The organism is Paraburkholderia sp. J63, from assembly GCF_905220245.1.
Taxonomy (GTDB): Bacteria; Pseudomonadota; Gammaproteobacteria; order Burkholderiales; family Burkholderiaceae; genus Paraburkholderia.
Genome location: NZ_CAJMZF010000013.1, coordinates 19,854 through 36,712, shown reverse-complemented (window position 1 = coordinate 36,712; position 16,859 = coordinate 19,854). Strand labels below are relative to the sequence as shown.

At 61.9% G+C, this 16,859-nt stretch carries 17 protein-coding genes; all 17 read right to left on the bottom strand.

Features of this window, described 5'->3' with window-relative positions; all coding sequences use genetic code 11:
- Window positions 1-11 precede the first annotated feature (11 nt).
- A complete protein-coding gene (locus tag U5775_RS16090; protein WP_322059111.1) occupies window positions 12-986 on the bottom strand; it encodes an ACP S-malonyltransferase in 975 nt (324 codons plus the stop codon).
- Window positions 961-2,352: a hypothetical protein gene (locus U5775_RS16085; protein ID WP_322059110.1), complete on the bottom strand. Its 1,392-nt coding sequence runs from the start codon at window positions 2,350-2,352 to the stop codon at window positions 961-963. Before U5775_RS16085 ends, U5775_RS16090 begins: the two co-directional genes overlap by 26 nt.
- A 79-nt stretch (window positions 2,353-2,431) precedes the next feature.
- Complete coding sequence (locus tag U5775_RS16080) at window positions 2,432-3,283, bottom strand: outer membrane lipoprotein-sorting protein (RefSeq protein WP_322059109.1); 852 nt, start codon at window positions 3,281-3,283, stop codon at window positions 2,432-2,434.
- 10 nt (window positions 3,284-3,293) lie between these two features.
- Complete coding sequence (locus U5775_RS16075; RefSeq protein WP_322059108.1) at window positions 3,294-4,052, bottom strand: SDR family oxidoreductase; 759 nt, start codon at window positions 4,050-4,052, stop codon at window positions 3,294-3,296.
- 40 nt (window positions 4,053-4,092) lie between these two features.
- Complete coding sequence (locus U5775_RS16070) at window positions 4,093-5,421, bottom strand: ABC transporter permease (protein ID WP_322059107.1); 1,329 nt, start codon at window positions 5,419-5,421, stop codon at window positions 4,093-4,095.
- Window positions 5,418-6,035, bottom strand: a complete 618-nt coding sequence (locus tag U5775_RS16065) for a hypothetical protein (RefSeq protein WP_322059106.1) — start codon at window positions 6,033-6,035, stop codon at window positions 5,418-5,420. Before U5775_RS16065 ends, U5775_RS16070 begins: the two co-directional genes overlap by 4 nt.
- 52 nt (window positions 6,036-6,087) lie before the next feature.
- The gene (locus U5775_RS16060) at window positions 6,088-6,795 is read right to left on the bottom strand and encodes an ABC transporter ATP-binding protein (RefSeq protein ID WP_322059105.1); all 708 of its coding nucleotides are present in this window, start codon (window positions 6,793-6,795) and stop codon (window positions 6,088-6,090) included.
- Between the two features lie 88 nt (window positions 6,796-6,883).
- Complete coding sequence (locus U5775_RS16055; RefSeq protein ID WP_322059104.1) at window positions 6,884-7,951, bottom strand: hypothetical protein; 1,068 nt, start codon at window positions 7,949-7,951, stop codon at window positions 6,884-6,886.
- Window positions 7,932-9,206: a beta-ketoacyl synthase N-terminal-like domain-containing protein gene (locus U5775_RS16050; RefSeq protein ID WP_322059103.1), complete on the bottom strand. Its 1,275-nt coding sequence runs from the start codon at window positions 9,204-9,206 to the stop codon at window positions 7,932-7,934. The genes U5775_RS16055 and U5775_RS16050 overlap by 20 nt, the downstream gene beginning before the upstream one ends.
- Window positions 9,206-11,764 (bottom strand): beta-ketoacyl-[acyl-carrier-protein] synthase family protein, encoded by a 2,559-nt coding sequence (locus U5775_RS16045; RefSeq protein ID WP_322059102.1) that lies wholly within the window; start codon window positions 11,762-11,764, stop codon window positions 9,206-9,208. Before U5775_RS16045 ends, U5775_RS16050 begins: the two co-directional genes overlap by 1 nt.
- Before the next feature lie 200 nt (window positions 11,765-11,964).
- Window positions 11,965-13,164 (bottom strand): hypothetical protein, encoded by a 1,200-nt coding sequence (locus U5775_RS16040; RefSeq protein WP_322059101.1) that lies wholly within the window; start codon window positions 13,162-13,164, stop codon window positions 11,965-11,967.
- Between the two features lie 41 nt (window positions 13,165-13,205).
- On the bottom strand, window positions 13,206-13,511 hold the full coding sequence (locus U5775_RS16035; RefSeq protein WP_322059100.1) for an acyl carrier protein: 306 nt from the start codon (window positions 13,509-13,511) through the stop codon (window positions 13,206-13,208).
- An 11-nt stretch (window positions 13,512-13,522) separates the two neighbouring features.
- Window positions 13,523-14,119 carry a 3-hydroxyacyl-ACP dehydratase FabZ family protein gene (locus tag U5775_RS16030; protein WP_322059099.1) on the bottom strand — a complete coding sequence of 199 codons (597 nt, stop codon included), beginning with the start codon at window positions 14,117-14,119 and terminating at the stop codon, window positions 13,523-13,525.
- A 16-nt stretch (window positions 14,120-14,135) separates the two neighbouring features.
- Entirely contained in the window at window positions 14,136-14,891 is a 756-nt protein-coding gene (fabG, locus tag U5775_RS16025) for a 3-oxoacyl-ACP reductase FabG (protein WP_322059098.1), read from the bottom strand.
- A gap of 21 nt (window positions 14,892-14,912) precedes the next feature.
- Window positions 14,913-15,341, bottom strand: a complete 429-nt coding sequence (gene acpS / locus U5775_RS16020) for a holo-ACP synthase (RefSeq protein WP_322059097.1) — start codon at window positions 15,339-15,341, stop codon at window positions 14,913-14,915.
- A 395-nt stretch (window positions 15,342-15,736) separates the two neighbouring features.
- Complete coding sequence (locus U5775_RS16015; protein WP_322059096.1) at window positions 15,737-16,036, bottom strand: hypothetical protein; 300 nt, start codon at window positions 16,034-16,036, stop codon at window positions 15,737-15,739.
- Window positions 16,037-16,507: 471 nt separating this feature from the next.
- Complete coding sequence (locus U5775_RS16005; RefSeq protein WP_322059095.1) at window positions 16,508-16,852, bottom strand: hypothetical protein; 345 nt, start codon at window positions 16,850-16,852, stop codon at window positions 16,508-16,510.
- Window positions 16,853-16,859 lie beyond the last annotated feature (7 nt).

The window sequence follows — 16,859 nt, the reverse complement described above, 5'->3', positions numbered from 1 at the left end:
GTCGATCCCGTTCAGCAGACCGGCTCGGCCGGCGCGCACTGCGCGCACCAGTCGTCGAAACAGGAAACCTCCAGCTGCGAACCGGCGGGGTAATGCGAGGTGAGCATGTGCGTGAGCATTCTTTTCGCACCCATTTCGGTGAAGCGCGTATGGCCGCGCGCGCACAGCGTATCCATCGTTTCGCGCCAGCGCACCGTCTGGGTCAGATGCCCGCACAGATTTTCGACGATGACGTCCACGTCCTCTTCAGCGCCCGCGCTCAGGTTCATGTAGACCGGATGCCGGGGCTTGCGCACCGCAAGCGCGCGCAGCGCCTCGCGCAAATGCGGCACGGCCGGCGCCATCAGATGGCTGTGCCATGCGCCGTTGACCGGCAATTTGATGGCCTCGTAGCCGGCGCGCTGCAGTTCCACGTTCATCGCCTTGACATCCGATGCGGCGCCGGAAAGCACCTGCTGACGCGGCGAGTTGTCGTTGGCGATCTGCACGCTGCCGCTCATGCCGGACTCGTCGAGCAGGCGCTCGAGCGTGGACCGGTCGATGCCCTTCACCACGTACATCGCCCCGTCGCTCGCCTCGGCCATTTCCTCCATCAGATTGGCGCGCGCGGTAATGGCCTTGAAAAGCGTCGGCATATCGAAGGCGCCCGCGGCGTAGAGCGCTGCGTATTCGCCCGCGCTGTGCCCGGCGAATACCGGCCGCTCGATCGCCATGAACTCGCGCAGCCGCTCGAACATCGCGACACTCACCGTAGTCACCGCGAGTTGCTGAAAGCGCGTGCGCGTGAGCCGGGTCATCGGCCCTTTGCGGCACAGCTTGCGCACGTCGACGCCCGAGTAATCGCTCGCGCAATCCCACACGGCGATCGTGGCGGGCGACACGTCGCAGACCTCGGCGCCCATGCCGATGGCCGGATTGCCCTGCCCCGGAAACAGAAAAACGTGATCGGCGATCACGCGCTCAAACGATGATTCGTGTTCCTGCATAAACATATCCCCTCCTGCCGAATTGCCCGAATTCCGAGTTGCTCGAACCGAAACTCATGGATGCGCCCGTATAGAGCTCCACGCGCTCGGTCGCGTAGGTACTGATGCGCGCGTTGATGTACGCGCTGCCGTCGACCAGATTGGTGGTTGCCGAAGCGGTCCAGTCGAGCTTGTGAAGCGCCGACTTCTTCGAGCTGACGAACACGGTCAAATAGTGCTTGCCGAGCAGGTTGCCCGCCCGATTCGCGTTGTCCGTCTCGGAGCCGAAGAGGCTTTCATACTGGTTGTAGCCCGACGCCAGGTTTGCGGCGACCGACGAAGGCAGGCCTTTCGCATAGCCGCTGCTGACGAAGGTCACCGTATCGAAGTAGTTCTTCCATTCGTTGCGGCTGTAGCCCTGACTCTGGCCGTAGTATTCGATGCCGTATTCCCTGCGCGCGGAATCGGTATAGCGCAGGCCGACGGCGATATCGGTGCGCGCGCCGTCGCGGTCGATCGAGAACGGATCGCCCACGTCCTGATACGCGCGGATGGCCGCCGCCTTGGCCATGTCCAGATGGCGCCAGCGCTCGCCCTTGCTGACCGACGCCTGCACGCCCAGCATCAGGTTGTCCATCAGGTAGCCGCTCGTTCCGAGGCCGAGCACGTTGTAATCGCCGGCCACGACCGCGACGGTGGGATTGAAATTGCTGAGCGCCGAAGACGTGAACGACGCGTAGAAACGATTATTGGCGTTCGTGCGCTGGAGGGTGCTCCACTTTTCCGCCGATTGCGCCTGGTCGTCGTTGGTCGCGAGCTTGGGCAGATACGCGAGGTCGATCGTGCCGTGATCGGTGTACGCGGTCACGCCCGCGCCCACTGACCCTTCGCGATAGAAGCCGTAACGGTTGGTGTCGCCGTTGTTGGCGAACGTGGAGCGCAGATTTCCCGCCGTGTTGCGCACCACGTCGAGCGGATTCTGCGCGAACAGGTTGCCGTTGCTGCGCTCGATCTTGCCGACGTCGACGAAGACCTGCTCCGAGGGCTTCCAGGTGACGTAGCCCTCGTTCAGGACGGCAAGGCCGCTGTCCTTCTTGCCGTCGAGCGTGCCGGGATCTTCCGTGGACGCCGCATACTGCGCGCCGCCCGACGCCTTCACGCTGAACTGATCGGAGAACTGGCACGAGACTGTCCCGCTCGCGTAGCTGTCCACGGTGAAATTGCCGCGAAACGCATTGCTGCCCCACAGGCTGTCACGCGCGAGGGTATCGACGCCCTCGAGCCCCACATAGCCGCGCACGGAAGCGCATTCGAACGCGTGCGCGGGCATCGCGACCCACTGCGCTCCCAGCGCGGCAAAACACGTCAGTGCAAACCGGTTCTTCACTACCCTGTCCTGTCATGTCAAACGATGACGCCTCTGTCGGCGAATCCACGCTCCACCCGAACCCAGCCGCTCGAATGGATCAGTTCAGCCGCATGAGATAGTCGACCTGGAAATAGCTTTCCGGCAGCGACTCGAGACGCAGATTGGAATATTCCATCGTCGTGTAGTTGTCCTTACGCATCGAATCCTCGACGACGATCCGGTGCGGACGCATCTGCCCGAGCTCCGGCCGATAGTCGCTGTAATACGAGCGCTTGATGAGCACGCCCGAATCGGACATGAAATCGGCGCGGTACGGATAGAACGTGTCCTTCTCGACCCAGTACATGATCTTCGGGTAGGTCACGAACGGCCAGCGCCTTTGCAGCGCGAGGCGATAGCACACCGTCTTGCCGCAAGGCTCTTCGCCCTGCAACTGCGAGACATACGAATAGTCGAAGTCGGCCGCGACGACGTCGCCGTTCGAGATCTGTCCGATCAGGCGCTGCTGCTTCGAGATGGGAATGGGCCGGCGCAGGTCCGGCGCGTAGTACCACATCTTTTCGTAGTCCGAAAGCATGGCCTTGCCCTTGTCGCGCACCGGCTCGACAAAGCGCACGAGCGCACGCGCGTCGCCCTTCTGTGCGCGCTCCTCGGCCTTGTAGAAGCGCATGGAGATATCGAGCGTCTGCTCGTTCACGCTCTTGCCAGCCTGAAACTCGTTCATCTTCACGGTGTAGCGGAACGGCTGGTCCGGTGCGCGCACGCGATCGGCCATGCGAATGATGTGCTGGGCCTGGGCGTCCTGCTGCACGGGCGCTGCGCTGGCACTGGCGTTGGCCGGCGCAGCGGCGGACGCCGGCATGGCAAGCGGGATCGCGTCGTCTGCGACCGCAACGGCGGCCACCGTCGCGAGCAGCGCCCCGGCGAGCACCCTTCTGGTCTGTCTCATCGGCGGCCTCCTATGCGCTCAGGCCGCCGCCAAGATCGGCGAGCACCGTGGCGCCGCGGATGGCGGACGACTTCGGCGAGATAAGGAAGGACACGACTTCCGCGACTTCCTCGGGCTCGATGGCCCAGCGGCGATTGCCCGCCTCGAAGCGCGCGACGGCCTCCGGCCACAATTCCTTGAGAATCGGCGCCATGTCCGTGTTGACGAGTCCCGCGCAAACGCCGTTGACCCGCACGTTGCGGTCATAGAGCTCGACCTCGAGATAGCGCACGAGATTCTCCAGTGCGGACTTCATGACGCCGAGCGGATAGTTCGGCATCACGACGCGGCTGCCCGAGCTCGAAAGCGCGACGATCGTGCCGCCGTTCGTCATCATCGGAACCACTTCGCTCACGCACGCGACGTTGCCGACCAGATTGCTGTTGAGCAGCAGTTTCCAGTCGAACTTGTTCATGTCGAGGAACGGCTTGAACGGCGCCGCGGCGGCGTTGAGGACCAGATGGTCGATACGGTCGACGCCGTCGGCGCGCAACGCTTTCATCATGTTTTCGACATCGCGCGTCTCGGCAATGTCCCCCTTGGCGAGGCGGACATCGATGCCCTTGACCTCATCGCTCTGCATGAACCGTTGCAGATTCGCAATCGACTTGCCCTGGTCCGACCGGTAGTTCAATACCAGGTCGTAGCCTTCCGCAGCCAGTTGCTGTGCGATCGCGAAGCCGATACCGCGGCCCGCACCCGTAATCAGAACGCGTTGCGACTTTTTCATAGGTTTCTCCCTGAGTCGTTGATAAATATTGATATGTAGTTCAAACGAACCTGAATGCTTCGGCAATGACGAGATTCGCGGCGCGCCGCGCCGGCATGATCGAGGCAATCACGGCAGTGACGAGCGGCAGTGCGCAGGCGAACCAGAACAGCCGGTAATCGCCGGTCCACTTCACGAACGCCAGATAGCCCTGCGTGTAGCCCGGCGAGGGCGGCATGGGCACGCCGTTTATGTTGATCAGGCCGGCAATGCCGATCCCGAGCACGACGCTGATCATCGCGCCGAGCAAGCCGATCACGATGCCTTCGAGCATGAAGAGCCGGCCCACGTGGCGCCTGGTAAGGCCGAGCGCGCGCAAGGTGGCGATTTCCCGTGTGCGCTCGACGACGCTCATCATCAACGTGTTGCCGATCATGAAGACGACGATCACGCTGACGAGTGCCTTGATGAAGAAGAAAATGCCTTCGAACAGATTGACGACCTGGTGATAGAACACGGCAAGATCGCTCCACGAACGCGCTTCGAGCGGCAAGTTGCGCGCCTTGATGATCTCGTCGATGCGCCGCATGGCGGCGTCTGTATAGTCCGTGTCGTCGAGCAGGATGATGATGCGGCTCACGTTGGAAGTCTGCAGCAGCCGCTGCACGGTCTTGAGCGGCAGCTTGATGGTGGTGTCGTCGTACTCCTTGATGCCCGACGAGAAAACTCCGCGAACCTGCACCGACATCGCGTTCTGCCCGCCCCCGGGGGTCACGACGAGCAGGTCGGTATAGTCGTCGTACTGCGCCTTCAGCGCGGCGGCAATGCCCGAGCCGACCGTCACGCCCTGTGCCTGAATACGCGAGAGGTCGCTTCCGGACACGACGCGATCGAGTGCGCCGAGCTCGAGGGAGGTTTCGGGCTCCACGCCTACGCCCGAAAAGAAGGTCGACACGCCGCTTTCATAGCGGGAAATGATTCCCGAGAATTCGATGCGTCCAGTCACGGTCTTGATATGCGGCCCGATCACCGGATCGGTTCGCAAAATGCGCGCGACTTCGTCATAGTTAGCAATGCTATACGTCATGGTGCCGACTGCGGCTCCGCTCTCGAGATAGCCTTTCTGATAGAGCTGGATGTGCCCGACGTTGGTGCGGATCGTCTGCTCGCGCAACGCCCAAAAGGAATAGTCGACGAAACCGCCGAACAGGAAGACCGCCACGCCGCCCAGCACGATGGCGAGCAGTGTCATGCCCGAGCGGCGGCGCTGACGAAAGAGATTCAGGAAAACATACTGAAGATCGGTGCGGCGCCACAGGCAAGCGCCCAGCGCCACGACGAGCGCATAGGCCATGATGGCGTTCGAAATGTAGAACAATGCAGTGCTCACCGCTGCTCCTTCACAATGGGTTCCAGCACGTCGGCAATCTCGGCCGGCGTCAGTGGCGGTGGGGGCAAGACGGCGGCGGCCTGTTCCGGATTGCCGCCCGCGAGCGACCAGCCCTGCCGGCACGCATCCTGGGCGCGGCCGCGCATGAACCCGATCATCGGCATCAGATCGCGCGGCACGGCCGCACTCGCCTCGAGGTAGGCGATGTCCTTGAGCGCAATCACGCACCGCCCATTCGAAGGCGGCGAAAACGCGTCTACGCGCGTGCGCAGATAGCGCAGCCGCCAGCTATCCGGCGCGCTCTCGGCTGCCTCGTCGACGTAGAAAAATCCCTGCTTGGCGCGCTCGGCTGCCTGCATGAAATTCTTGTTGGCGAGATAGTTCAGCGCCATGCGCAGCAAGCCGTATCCGTAGTACATCTTCGCGTCCAGGTCCGCCGGATCGCGCGTCAGCGTCGTTCTGAGCACCGACACGGCATGATCGAGGTCGGAGCCCGACGCACGCTGGGCGATCGTGAGGATCGCTTGCGCACGGGCCACGCCCGCGCTCTGCGTACCCAGAGTCGCGAGCATCGCCTCGCTTCGCGCTGCGTCGCTCGCAGGGGTATTCGCCATGACCTGCGCGCCGGCGAAAATCGACACGAAAACGGTGCCCCACAAAAGCGCCTTAATTTTGCTGCCCATCCCGTTTGAGCCTCCCATCCTCGATCTCGATGACACGTCGCGCCCGATCCTTCAATTGCAGCGAATGGGTGGAGATCACGAACGTGGTCTGCAGTTCTCTATTCATGTCGAGCAGCAAGTCGACGATTTCCTCGCCGGTGTGCGTATCCAGATTGCCCGTCGGCTCATCGGCGACGACCAGCGCCGGGCGCTTCACGAGCGCACGCGCAATGGCCGCACGCTGCTGCTGCCCGCCGGAAAGCTCCCCCGGCCGCCGCTTGTAATGCTCGATCAGGCCGACGCGCTCGAGCATCGACATCACGTCGTCGCGTGCCTCGGCGCGGCTGTGTCCATTGAGCATCAACGGGTAGTACACGTTGTCGAAAATGCTGAGGACGGGCAGCAGGTTGAAGAACTGGAACACGAAGCCAATCGTCTTCGCGCGCAGCGCCGCCGCGGCAACATCGCTCAGGCTCCCGAAATCGTGATTGAGGAGCAGCGCGCGACCTTCGGTTGGCGCGTCGATGCCGGCCATCAGATTGAGCAAGGTGCTCTTGCCGCTGCCCGACGGCCCGCACAGCGCGACGAACTCGCCCGGCCGTATCGCGAGGTCGATGCCCTGTAGCGCATGCACCGCCCCGGCGCCGGTTCCGTAACGCTTGCCCGCGCCTTGCATCTGGACGATCGGCAGCGGTTGTGCGGCAATCGTCATGACCGTGCCTCCCATGCCGCGTGCCGGCCGCACAGTGCGGCGGCATGCAGACCGCGCATCGCATCAAGCGCGAAATCATCAGGATTCTTCATTCAAGCTCCTCCGCTTCATGCGGACCGTTCCAGCACTCGAGCGCCCAGACGCCGCCCCGCCCGTCGTCCACGCTGATCAGCGCGTGGCCGCGCTCATCCCAGTCCGGCGCGCCGGACAGATGGGAGAGCGCGAGCATGGGGTTCAGGCATCCGCTGTCGCCATACACATCGCAAACGGAGAGATAGCGCTTGCCGAGGGCGGACGCCGCATAGGCCTCGCGCTCGAGCTCGCGCATGGCGCCGCTCGGATGCAGACCGGCCATCACGTAGGCGGTGCGTTCGTTGCAGCGCGCCTGCCATTCGCGGGCGAGATCGTCGCTCGCAGCCGGCGGGTTTTCAGGTAGTTGGTTATACGAAGTAATTGCGAGCGACATGCCTTGCGCAGGGTGCTTGCGCAGCACGACGCAGCCAGCGCGCTCCACGCTCGGGCAAGGATTGGCCAGTTTCAAGCGCGCCTTGCCGTGCAGCGCCACGCGCGCCGCCGCCGAAGAGAGCACCATGACGGGCAGGCTTCGAAACAGACCGGCCAGCACGACCGTATCCATCTCGTCCGAATTCAGCAGATCGGAGGCCAAACGGATCGCGTGCATGAAGCCGTTGCGTTCCCCGCGCACCTTGCAGGAGAAATTGCGGAATCCGTAGTCGCGAAGGATGGCCTTCGGAAGCATGTCGAGACCGATGACGTCCCGCCAGCTATTCGCACCTTCGAGCGTGGCGGTCTCGCCCCACGCATCGAAGTAGATGAACGCCGATCGCTGCTTGCGGATGCGGGATTCCAGCTTGCGGCCGACCTGATCGAATGCGTTGCGGCAGACCATCGCAACCGCATTGAGCGCCTCGCGATAGGCCGCCTGCCGCATCTGCTCGCTGTCCACGCCCGCACCCGACATGCCGAACCGGCTGAAGAGCCAGTCGCGCTGCGCGTGGCGCCGCTGCGCCTCCTTGAAATGGCGCGCCTCGTTGGCGTTGAACCCGCTCGGTGTGAAGGGGACAAGTGAATGACCGCTTTCCACCGTGCTTATCCCGACCACGCCGATCGCGCTATCAGGAACCGCGCATATCATGCAAACCTCCGGACTGGGTTTCCTGCGTCAGGACACAGGCGACAATGGAGCCGTCGAGACCGAGTGTGCTCTTCAGAATGGCGCCGCCGGCGAGCGGCAACGCGGCACGGTTGGCGTGGACATCGATCTGCAATGCGTCGTCCAAAGGCAGCTTCGTTTGGGCCGGAAGCACCTCCTGCTTCACGATCGCATCGGCAATCGCGAACAGATCCAGCAGACCGCTGCAAACCGACATGTAGCCGGTCTGCCCTTTGTACGTCACGACGGGCACGCCGTTTTTCCCCCATATCTTCAGGATCGCCATGGCCTCGGACTTGTCGCTCGTCGGCGCGCCGTTGGCGTGCGGAACGACGCATGCGATATCGCCGGGCGCGAGCGAAGCCGCTTCGAGCGCGCGTTCCATCGTCGCGGCAATCGCGCGAAAATCGGCCGACATGGCGCCGCTCGCCTCTCCGCTGCTCTGATACGCCACGCAGCTGGCGACGCGTACCCGGGCCTGCGTTGCAGACCCCGAGACATCGCCCTCGGCCTGGAGTATCAGCGCGCAGGCACCGTCGGCCGGCAACATGCCGCCGCTCTGCGCGGAAAACGGCTGCGAATCGCCGACGCTCAGCACGCCCTGTCCGCCCATGAACACGATGTCCTGCAACGTGTATTGCATCCACCCGACAACGAGTGCCCGGCGTGCGAAGCCCGCGCGTATCGCCTGCCACGCGAGGTAAAGCGAGGACATGGCGGAGCAGCTGGCCGTATAGACCGGCACGGGCGGAGAGGCCAGCCGATACCTTGCAGCGAGCCGATGCGCGAGCTCGTCCTGCGCGTAGTTCGCGACACACAGCTGCTTGAGCTGCGGGAAATACAGCAGATCTTCTTCGTCGTTGCGGTTCTCATAGCCGGCAAAATCGGCAACGTCGGGACGCATGCCATGGCCAGCCAGATAAACGCGCACGTCGGGGCCGCACAGGCTGGTCTCGTCGAGGTTCGAGCCCCGCAGCGCCTGCGCGATGACACGCTCGAGCACTTGCTGCACACGCTCCATCACAGGCATCCGCGCGGCGTCCCCGACGAAGAACCTCGCGTGATGAGGGTTACCGGGAAGGCGCAGGTCGGCGGCTTCCCGATCGCTCGCGAACCAGGGCTGCGCTGCGACACTCTCGCGAGCCGCCAGCCGGCGAACGAGTTCGTCGGGACTGCCCGCGTAAGCGCATTCGAGCCCGGCGCCCCCCAGCACCACCGGGACGTTGCGTACGCCCATCAGGCACCTGCCCGGATCACGTAGGCGTAGTGATTGCCCCCTTCCGTCGAGCCCAGAACGAGCGCGGTGCGGACCGGCTTGCGCTGGAGCGTCGTGACGAACTGGATATCGTCGGCGATGAAGGTCTTCGTATACGGGATGGGCGGGATTTCGCCGCGCCGCATGATCTCCAGAACGACAGTCATGTTCAGGATCCCGATACATGATTCGATATTGCCGAAGTAGCCGTTGTAGTTGACGACCGGCACCTGTCCCACACGTTCGCCCCAGATCGTGCGAATTGCGCCCAGCTCGGTCTGGTTGCTGACCGCGGTTCCGTCGCTGCTGCCGCACACGAGGTCGATTTCGTCGCAGCCGATTCCGGCTTCGTCGAGTGCCTGGCGAATCGCAGTCGTCATCGACGCGCATCTCGGCTCGATGGCTTCGCGGTCGAAATAGCTTGCGTCGCAGGACTTGCCGTAGCCGAGGATCTCCGCGAGCACCGGTACGCCCCGTGCCTTGGCATGCTCGATGTCCTCGAGGAACAGCATGCCCGCGCCCTCACCCATCAGATAGCCGGCGCCGCTCTTGCCGTAGACCTCGAATGCCTCGGGACGGTCGGCCAGTTGCAGGCCATCGTTCATCGCTTGCAGATATGACCAGAACTGCATGGGCCTTTCGTCGGCGCCACCGGCGATCACCTGCGGCTGCAGACTCTGGCGGATCAGCTCGTAGGCGTAGCCCACGGCGCCGAAGGCCGCGTTGTTGCCCGTCGCCAGCGTCGTGTTGTAGCCCTTGATGCCTTCCGTGATCGAGCAGAAGGTGGCAATCGCGTTCATCAGCGCACCGGGAAACTCCGACGTGCGCACTTTCGTGGGGTCGGGAATCATGCTGCGCATGTACGTTTCGGTCGCCGTGCGCGGGCCCTTGGCCATGCCGAGCACCAGACCGAGGTCGTGGCCGTCGCGGCGGATCTTGCGGCTCGCGCCTTTGAGCGCCTGAGTCAGGGCGAGCAGCGCAAAGGTGCAAATGGGGTTGGCCCTGCGCTCATCGAAGCGACGCAGATATTTGCGCGGATCGAGATCGTCGACCGTATGCACCCAGATCTGGCGCTCCCCGAGCGAGTGGACGATTTCGGGGCTGAAAATGTTCAGCAGATACTGCGTCACCTCGTTACGCACGGACGGGTGGTCCACGAGCCCCGCAAACGAATGGCTATCCTTGACCTCGCCGGTGAGCTTGACCTTGCGGCCGGAGTCCTTTCCGCCCCACACGGCGTCGAAGATCTCCTCGATGTCGTGCCCCGCCGACGCGACCGCGCCCATGCCCGTGATGCCGACTCGCTTCGGCTCGTACGACGTCGTGGGCACGATGCCCGCACGGGTGCTCGAAATCACGCAGCAGTTGTTGCCGCCGAACGCATAGTTGTTCTTCATGAACACGCCGACATCCGCGGACTGAAACTCGTTGGGCACGTAGTTCAGGTCGCAGGTGGGCCGCGGCACCGTGAAGTTGAGCGTCGGCAGGATCTTCTTTTCAGGCAGCGTCAGGTAGCAGGCGATCAGCTCGATGATGCCGGCCGACCCGATGTTGTGCCCAACGTAAGCCTTCGTCGAGCTCACGGGAATATCCGCGATGCCCGGGAATACTTTCTTCATCGCCAGCGTCTCGGACCGGTCATTGGCGTCCGTTCCGGTTCCGTGCGCGTTGATGTACTGGATGTCATGGGGCTCGAGGCCGGCGTTGTGCAACGCCGAGCGCATCACCTGGACCGCGCCTTCCGCGCGCGGATCAGGCGCGGTCTCATGGAACGCGTCACCCGAGGTTGCATACCCAACGATCTCAGCGTAGATGGGCGCGCCGCGCGCAACGGCGTGCTCATACTCCTCGAGCATGAGCGCGCCGGCGCCTTCGCCGATCGACATGCCGGGTTCGCCCGAGAACGGGCTTGCCGGACCGCGCTTCATGGCATGCAGCGCGTAGAAGCCGGCAAAGGTCGGCAGATAAAGCGGCTCGGTGCCAATCACGAGAACGGCCGGATTCTTGCCGTTCTGGATCTGGTCGAAGCCCATGCCGATTGCGTTGGTACTGGCGGTGCAGGCCGTGGCGACCAGCTCGAAACCGCCTTTGAGGCCGAGCAGCGCCGAAACGATCGCGCTCGACGAAGCAAAGCTGCCGGAAACGACAATCTTCTTGAGAGAGAACGTTTCGTAGTTCTCTTCGAGAATGGGCATATAGGCTTCGGTGCCGGCGGACGAGACACCAATGACGAGGCCCGTCTTCGCCCGCAGCTCGGCAGACGATGCATGCGCACGCTTGAGCGCTTCATGGCCGACCCGGTAGGCCCAGAGCGCCGCCTTGTCGAGCAATTCCACGCGCTCGTCCGACAGGTCCTCATAGACGACCTCCCGCAAGACTTCGGACGCATTCGCGCCATCGAACCAGGGCTGATAGTGCTCGCTTGGGCGAATGCCGCAGACCTTGTTGAAAAGCGCTTCCTCGAATTCGTCCACGTTATCGGCGATCGAAGACAGATGCCCCATCCCCGTGACTACGACCCGCTTGCGCTGCGTTGGCATGTGTTTATCCACCTTATCTCTATCCGGCCCAATAACGCCCGGGTTCACCGTCTGGACGTCAATTTGTATGTAGTCCGATTTAATATCGCCAGCCGGCTGGCCGCCGAGGCTCCTGGAGCCGCCCGCATTCCCCGGCGGACGGCTCCGATCGGGCGGCTGCTCTACCGCCCGCTGCTTGCGTGTGCTGCGTCGCGCGGCTCTCAGCCCGCCTCGGCCAGCGCCTTCTTCTTTCTCTCGATTTGCTCGAGCAGATGCTTCGGCTTCGAGGGATCGACGTAGCTGTGCTCCGACGGGTTGACCATGAAGCTGAAGTTGCGCAGGAACGGAATCGCGCTGGTCCTGAGCTCGGCGTCACCCTTTGCCGTCACCAGACGCAGCGGGCCGATGTCCGCGTAGGCAAGCGCTTCGCTCAGCATCGCGCGACCCACGTGCCGGCCATCTTCGGTGACCGTACCGCACACCATGATCTCGCCGACTTTCTGATCGCGCAGGTAGATCGCGTCGCCCTTCGCTGCGCACGCTGCATGCGCGCCATGAAGCTCGAAACCGACAGCGCGTTGGGATACGCCTTGCTCGAGACGTTTCTCGATCGCGCGCTTGCCGATGAAATCGTCCTTCGTATAGCGCAGTGTCCACTGCATCTGAAGCTCCACCGGACAGCGCGAGAAGTCGGCGAGGACCGTGGGATCCCAGCACGGGTTTTCGATCCGCACCTGGCGCTGGTAGTCGAGGCCGCCCACGACCATGTCGTACTTCTTGCCGGCTTCCGGGGCCTGTTGCCATACCTCTGCGAGCCGTTCGACCGGCACGATGAGCTTGTACGAGAACTCGCCGTGCTTGCCCGCGCGAAACAGGATTTCATCCTTTTCGACGTACATGTATTCGTGGAACGGCAACCCGATCACGTCCATGCCAAACATCTCGGCCATCAGCTCCCATGCGTAGGGGCCTTCGAAATGCAGCACGCCGCGCTCGCCGTCCAGCGATTTCACGCCTTCGATCTCGCTGAATTCGTCCTTGCAGAGATCGACGGCTTCCTGCATCAGGTCGCGCAGCTGATTTCCACTCAGCCATTCCGACACGACGATGAAGCGCTCTTCGTCGCACAGGATGTAGACGTCCGTGATGATCTTTCCTGCCTCATCCAGCAGCACCGTGTACATGCCCTGCTCGTCGCGCAACGCGGAGACGTCGCCCCCGACGATCGTGTTGAGCACTTCGTAGGCGTCCTCGCCCGCGATTTCCGCAATACCCAGATGGGAATAATCGGTCAGCAGAATCGTCTTCCGGGCAGCGTCGACTTCACGCGCCGTGTCGCCGTAGCTCAGCGGAATTTCAATGCCATTGCGCACGCCCATCTTCGCGCCATGACTGATATGCATCTCTTTCAGGCTTGTCATGATTGCTCGTTTCCTTGCATCGAGTTTGGATCGGTCGGCCCTCAGGCCGCCGTGGCGTGCGCGTCTTCGCGCCGGGAGAGAATGAACGAAGCAAGCGTGTTGATACTGCGCAGATAGGAAGGCTCATCGCCCTCCGACACGCGAATTCCGAAGGCTTCGTCGAGAAGCACGAAAACTTCGGTTGCATCGACGGAATCGAGGCGCAGGCCGCTGCCGAAGAGCGGCGTGTCGTCGTCGATCTGCGCGACGGTCTGAGGGAGATTCAGACGCTGGATCAGCCCGGCCTTGAGCTTTTCGAGTACCGCTTTGCGTCGATTTACGTCATCCAGGATCGTTGTGCTGGTCATGTTTTCGCTCTTTATCGTGAGATTCCGGCGGTCACATCACCGCCGATCTTGTCCCGGTCAGTCCGGAAATTGATGATGGTCCCCTCGGTAACCACATGGCGCCCGACGCGCGCCTCCACGTTGAAGTGATTGAAGCCTTGGGCGTCGACAAAAGCCACCCTGCACTCTGCGTAGATGGTGTCGCCCGGATAAACGACCTTCTTGAACTTGAGGTTCTGGGCCGCGAGAAAGCCAATCGCCTTTTCACGCTTCTCGTGCATGATGCGTTTGCCTTCGGGCGTGGCAATGATTTCGGCCACGTCGTCGAAGCGCTTCGCGACGCGTCCCGTTTCCTGTTCGTATGCTGCGCAGATATCGCTGAAGAAGCGGCAATACTCGCCGGCCTGACCAAATATCTCGGCAATCATCACGCCCGGCATGATGGGATTGTCGGTAAAGTGGCCGGCAATATAGGGCTCGTTAAACGTGACGTGTTTGACGACGGTAATACACCCCTTTTCGCCCGGCACAATATCGGTGATGCGGTCCACCATGAATATCGGGGACCTCCATACACCAATTTCAAATAACTGCTGCGCAGGCATCAGACTTCGATCTAGCTTGGACATGAAAAATTTCCGCAAATTAGCGCATTACAAGACCACCGTCGGCCACCAGCGTCTGCCCGACGATGTAGCTTGAGGCGTTGGAACCAAGAAACGCGACCACCTCGGCGATCTCTTCGGGACGCCCAAAGCGGTTGAGGGGGATGGCATCGAAGATGGTGCGTGCGATGTGGCGCGGCACCTTCTTGACCATTCGTGACTCGATCATGCCCGGTGCAATGGCATTGACCCGGATCCCTTTCGAGGCGAGTTCCTTGGCAATCGAGCGCGTAAAGCCGGAAATACCCGCTTTGGCCGCGCTGTAATTGGACTGACCGAAGCTCGCCGTCACGCCCGCAACGGACGTCACGTTCACGATGCTGGCCTGTTGCGCGTGCCTCATCAGCCTCATCATTCCCTGGGTCATATTGAAGGTCCCATGGAGATTGACGCGCACCACTTCGTCGAACTCTTCGAACGTCATGGCCAAAACCAGGTTATCCTTACAGATGCCCGCGTTATTGATGAGAACATCGACAGCTTCGACGCGCTGCTCCAGTTCACTGCGCAGTTGCTCGACCTCGTCCCGATTTCCCACATCGCATTTCGCGATGGTCAGGCGGCCGGCGCTATCCGGCTCGGACGCAAGCGCCTCGAGGCCAGCTTTCGCGGTGTTGTAAAGCGCGTGCACATTACTGCCGAGCGCCAGGTATTTCCGGCAAATTGCCATACCGAGATCGCCACTGGCGCCGGTCACCACTACGGTCTTGCCTTCAAGATCCGGATAGATAGCCATGATTCTTCACTTTCGAGCTGGTTAATCGAGTACGGCGGCTGCCACCGCATGTGTTCTGCAATGCGAAATAGTTAAAAGCGAGGTTTGCAGATTCTCGGCCCGCATGACCTTCTCGAATTCGCCGGAAAATGCGAAATACGGCTTACCCAGCTCGTCATGAAGAATCTGGATGTCGTGAAAGGTAATGCCATTGCGAAAGCCCGTTCCGAGGGCTTTAACGGCCGCTTCCTTGGCCGCCCAAATGCCGGCCACGCGCTCGACATTGGTCGGCTGGTCGAGGCCATGCATTTCTTCGGCTGAGATCAGGCGCGCGACGAAGGCGTCGCCTGTGCGCTCGATTGCTTGAGCAATCCGGCCCGTTTCTACGATATCAATTCCAATTCGCATATCTAACGATATACCCCGTACGCTTTTTTCATTTGAAGCTGCAGCACCACCAGCACTGTTCAATGTTTTTGCGCGATGCTCCCGAAACACAACCCGAGCCGATGCTCAAAGGCTGCATATCTGAAAACCCGCGCTTTTCATCTGGTGTGAACTACAGCGTTGCGCAACTTTAGTCGCTAGATGAAATTGAGAGGACTGGTATTTGTGAAATTTGTGCGATTCGGCCCGTGCCTTGATTTTTCTCAACGGAATCGAGTCCGTAAAGATGGGCCTGCACTTAGGAATAACGAGGAGGGAGAGTGAATAAATTCAGACGTATCCGAAACAGCACATGCCGGAAGCGGCGTCACCAAACGTAATTGAATGATTTTAATTCGGATAACGATATATTTTGGCGGTACGAATTTCTTCAGAAAAGTTCGATGCCACGAGCGTGGCATCGAACACGAATTACAAACTCAGAGGGTACGGCCGCCAGCCGCGAGCGCGCCTTGCCGGCGCGCCACCCGAATACTGCCAATAATCGCGACGAGCCCAACGGGCACGAAAACCAGTGAGCCGATCGAAATCAGCAGCGCACCCATACGCGTTTTTCCCGCGAGCTGCATGATGAATCCGATGATGATGAAGGCCCACACGACCAGGAAGATCGCAAAGAACGTTGCGGCAGGCTGGATGCCAACATGGTGTAGCAAGTACGAGAAGATCCCGACCGACGCCACCAGATTCAATATCAGACCGACTCCAACAACCCACATGATTCACGCCTCCGGAATGGGTAAAAGTTACACGACAAAGCCCGTCCGACAGACGCGCGGGCCGCGCGAGGCGCCACATTAGCATGGGCGGCCACCCCGTGCAGGGAAGTTGCGTGTACGAACGTTTGCCATGACAAAATACCGCGCCTCGATTGGCGCGATCGGCATAGGGGATAGCCAACAGGCTACGCCCCTGCCACACCACCCGGCATGCGGGTCCGCACCGGGCGGTTCGGGAAGTTGAGGTTAGAAGAGACGGGGTAAGCCGAGTCGGTCGAACCAGGCAATGGGCAGCGCGCCGTTGAGCAGCTTGCTGCTGTTGCGCCACCAGCGATGGCTGTTGGCCGCCACCCGTTTGACCGCCTGCCGCAGGTTCTCTCTCGTCGGCGCCGCTTCCAGCAGCGCCGACCCTGTGCCCTCCGTCTCATGCCGCGAGTTCCAGGCTTCGCGCTCACGGCTTCACGCGCGGCTTCACCGCGCGCCGCCACCGCTCGCGCGGGCATCTGGCTCGCCCTGCCCGGCAGCGCCTTCTATGCAGTTCTTGTCCATCGGCTCGCGATTTACGCTCCACGCTTCCTCCCCACACTCGGTCGCCCTCATGCAGTTGCGCTTCACTTCATTCGCCGTGACCAGCTTATGGCGGGACTTGCACCCGCAGGAGGGCGCCCATGCTGGGCGCACGGCAAAAAATCCGCCCGGTTGACCCAGGCGGATTTCATCCAACACTTTCAACTGATAGCGAACCAGGTTCGCCAGAAGCTTACTCGTCCGTCGTGTGCGGCTGATCACTTCGATGTGCTTGTCGTTGATCTTCACGCCTTGC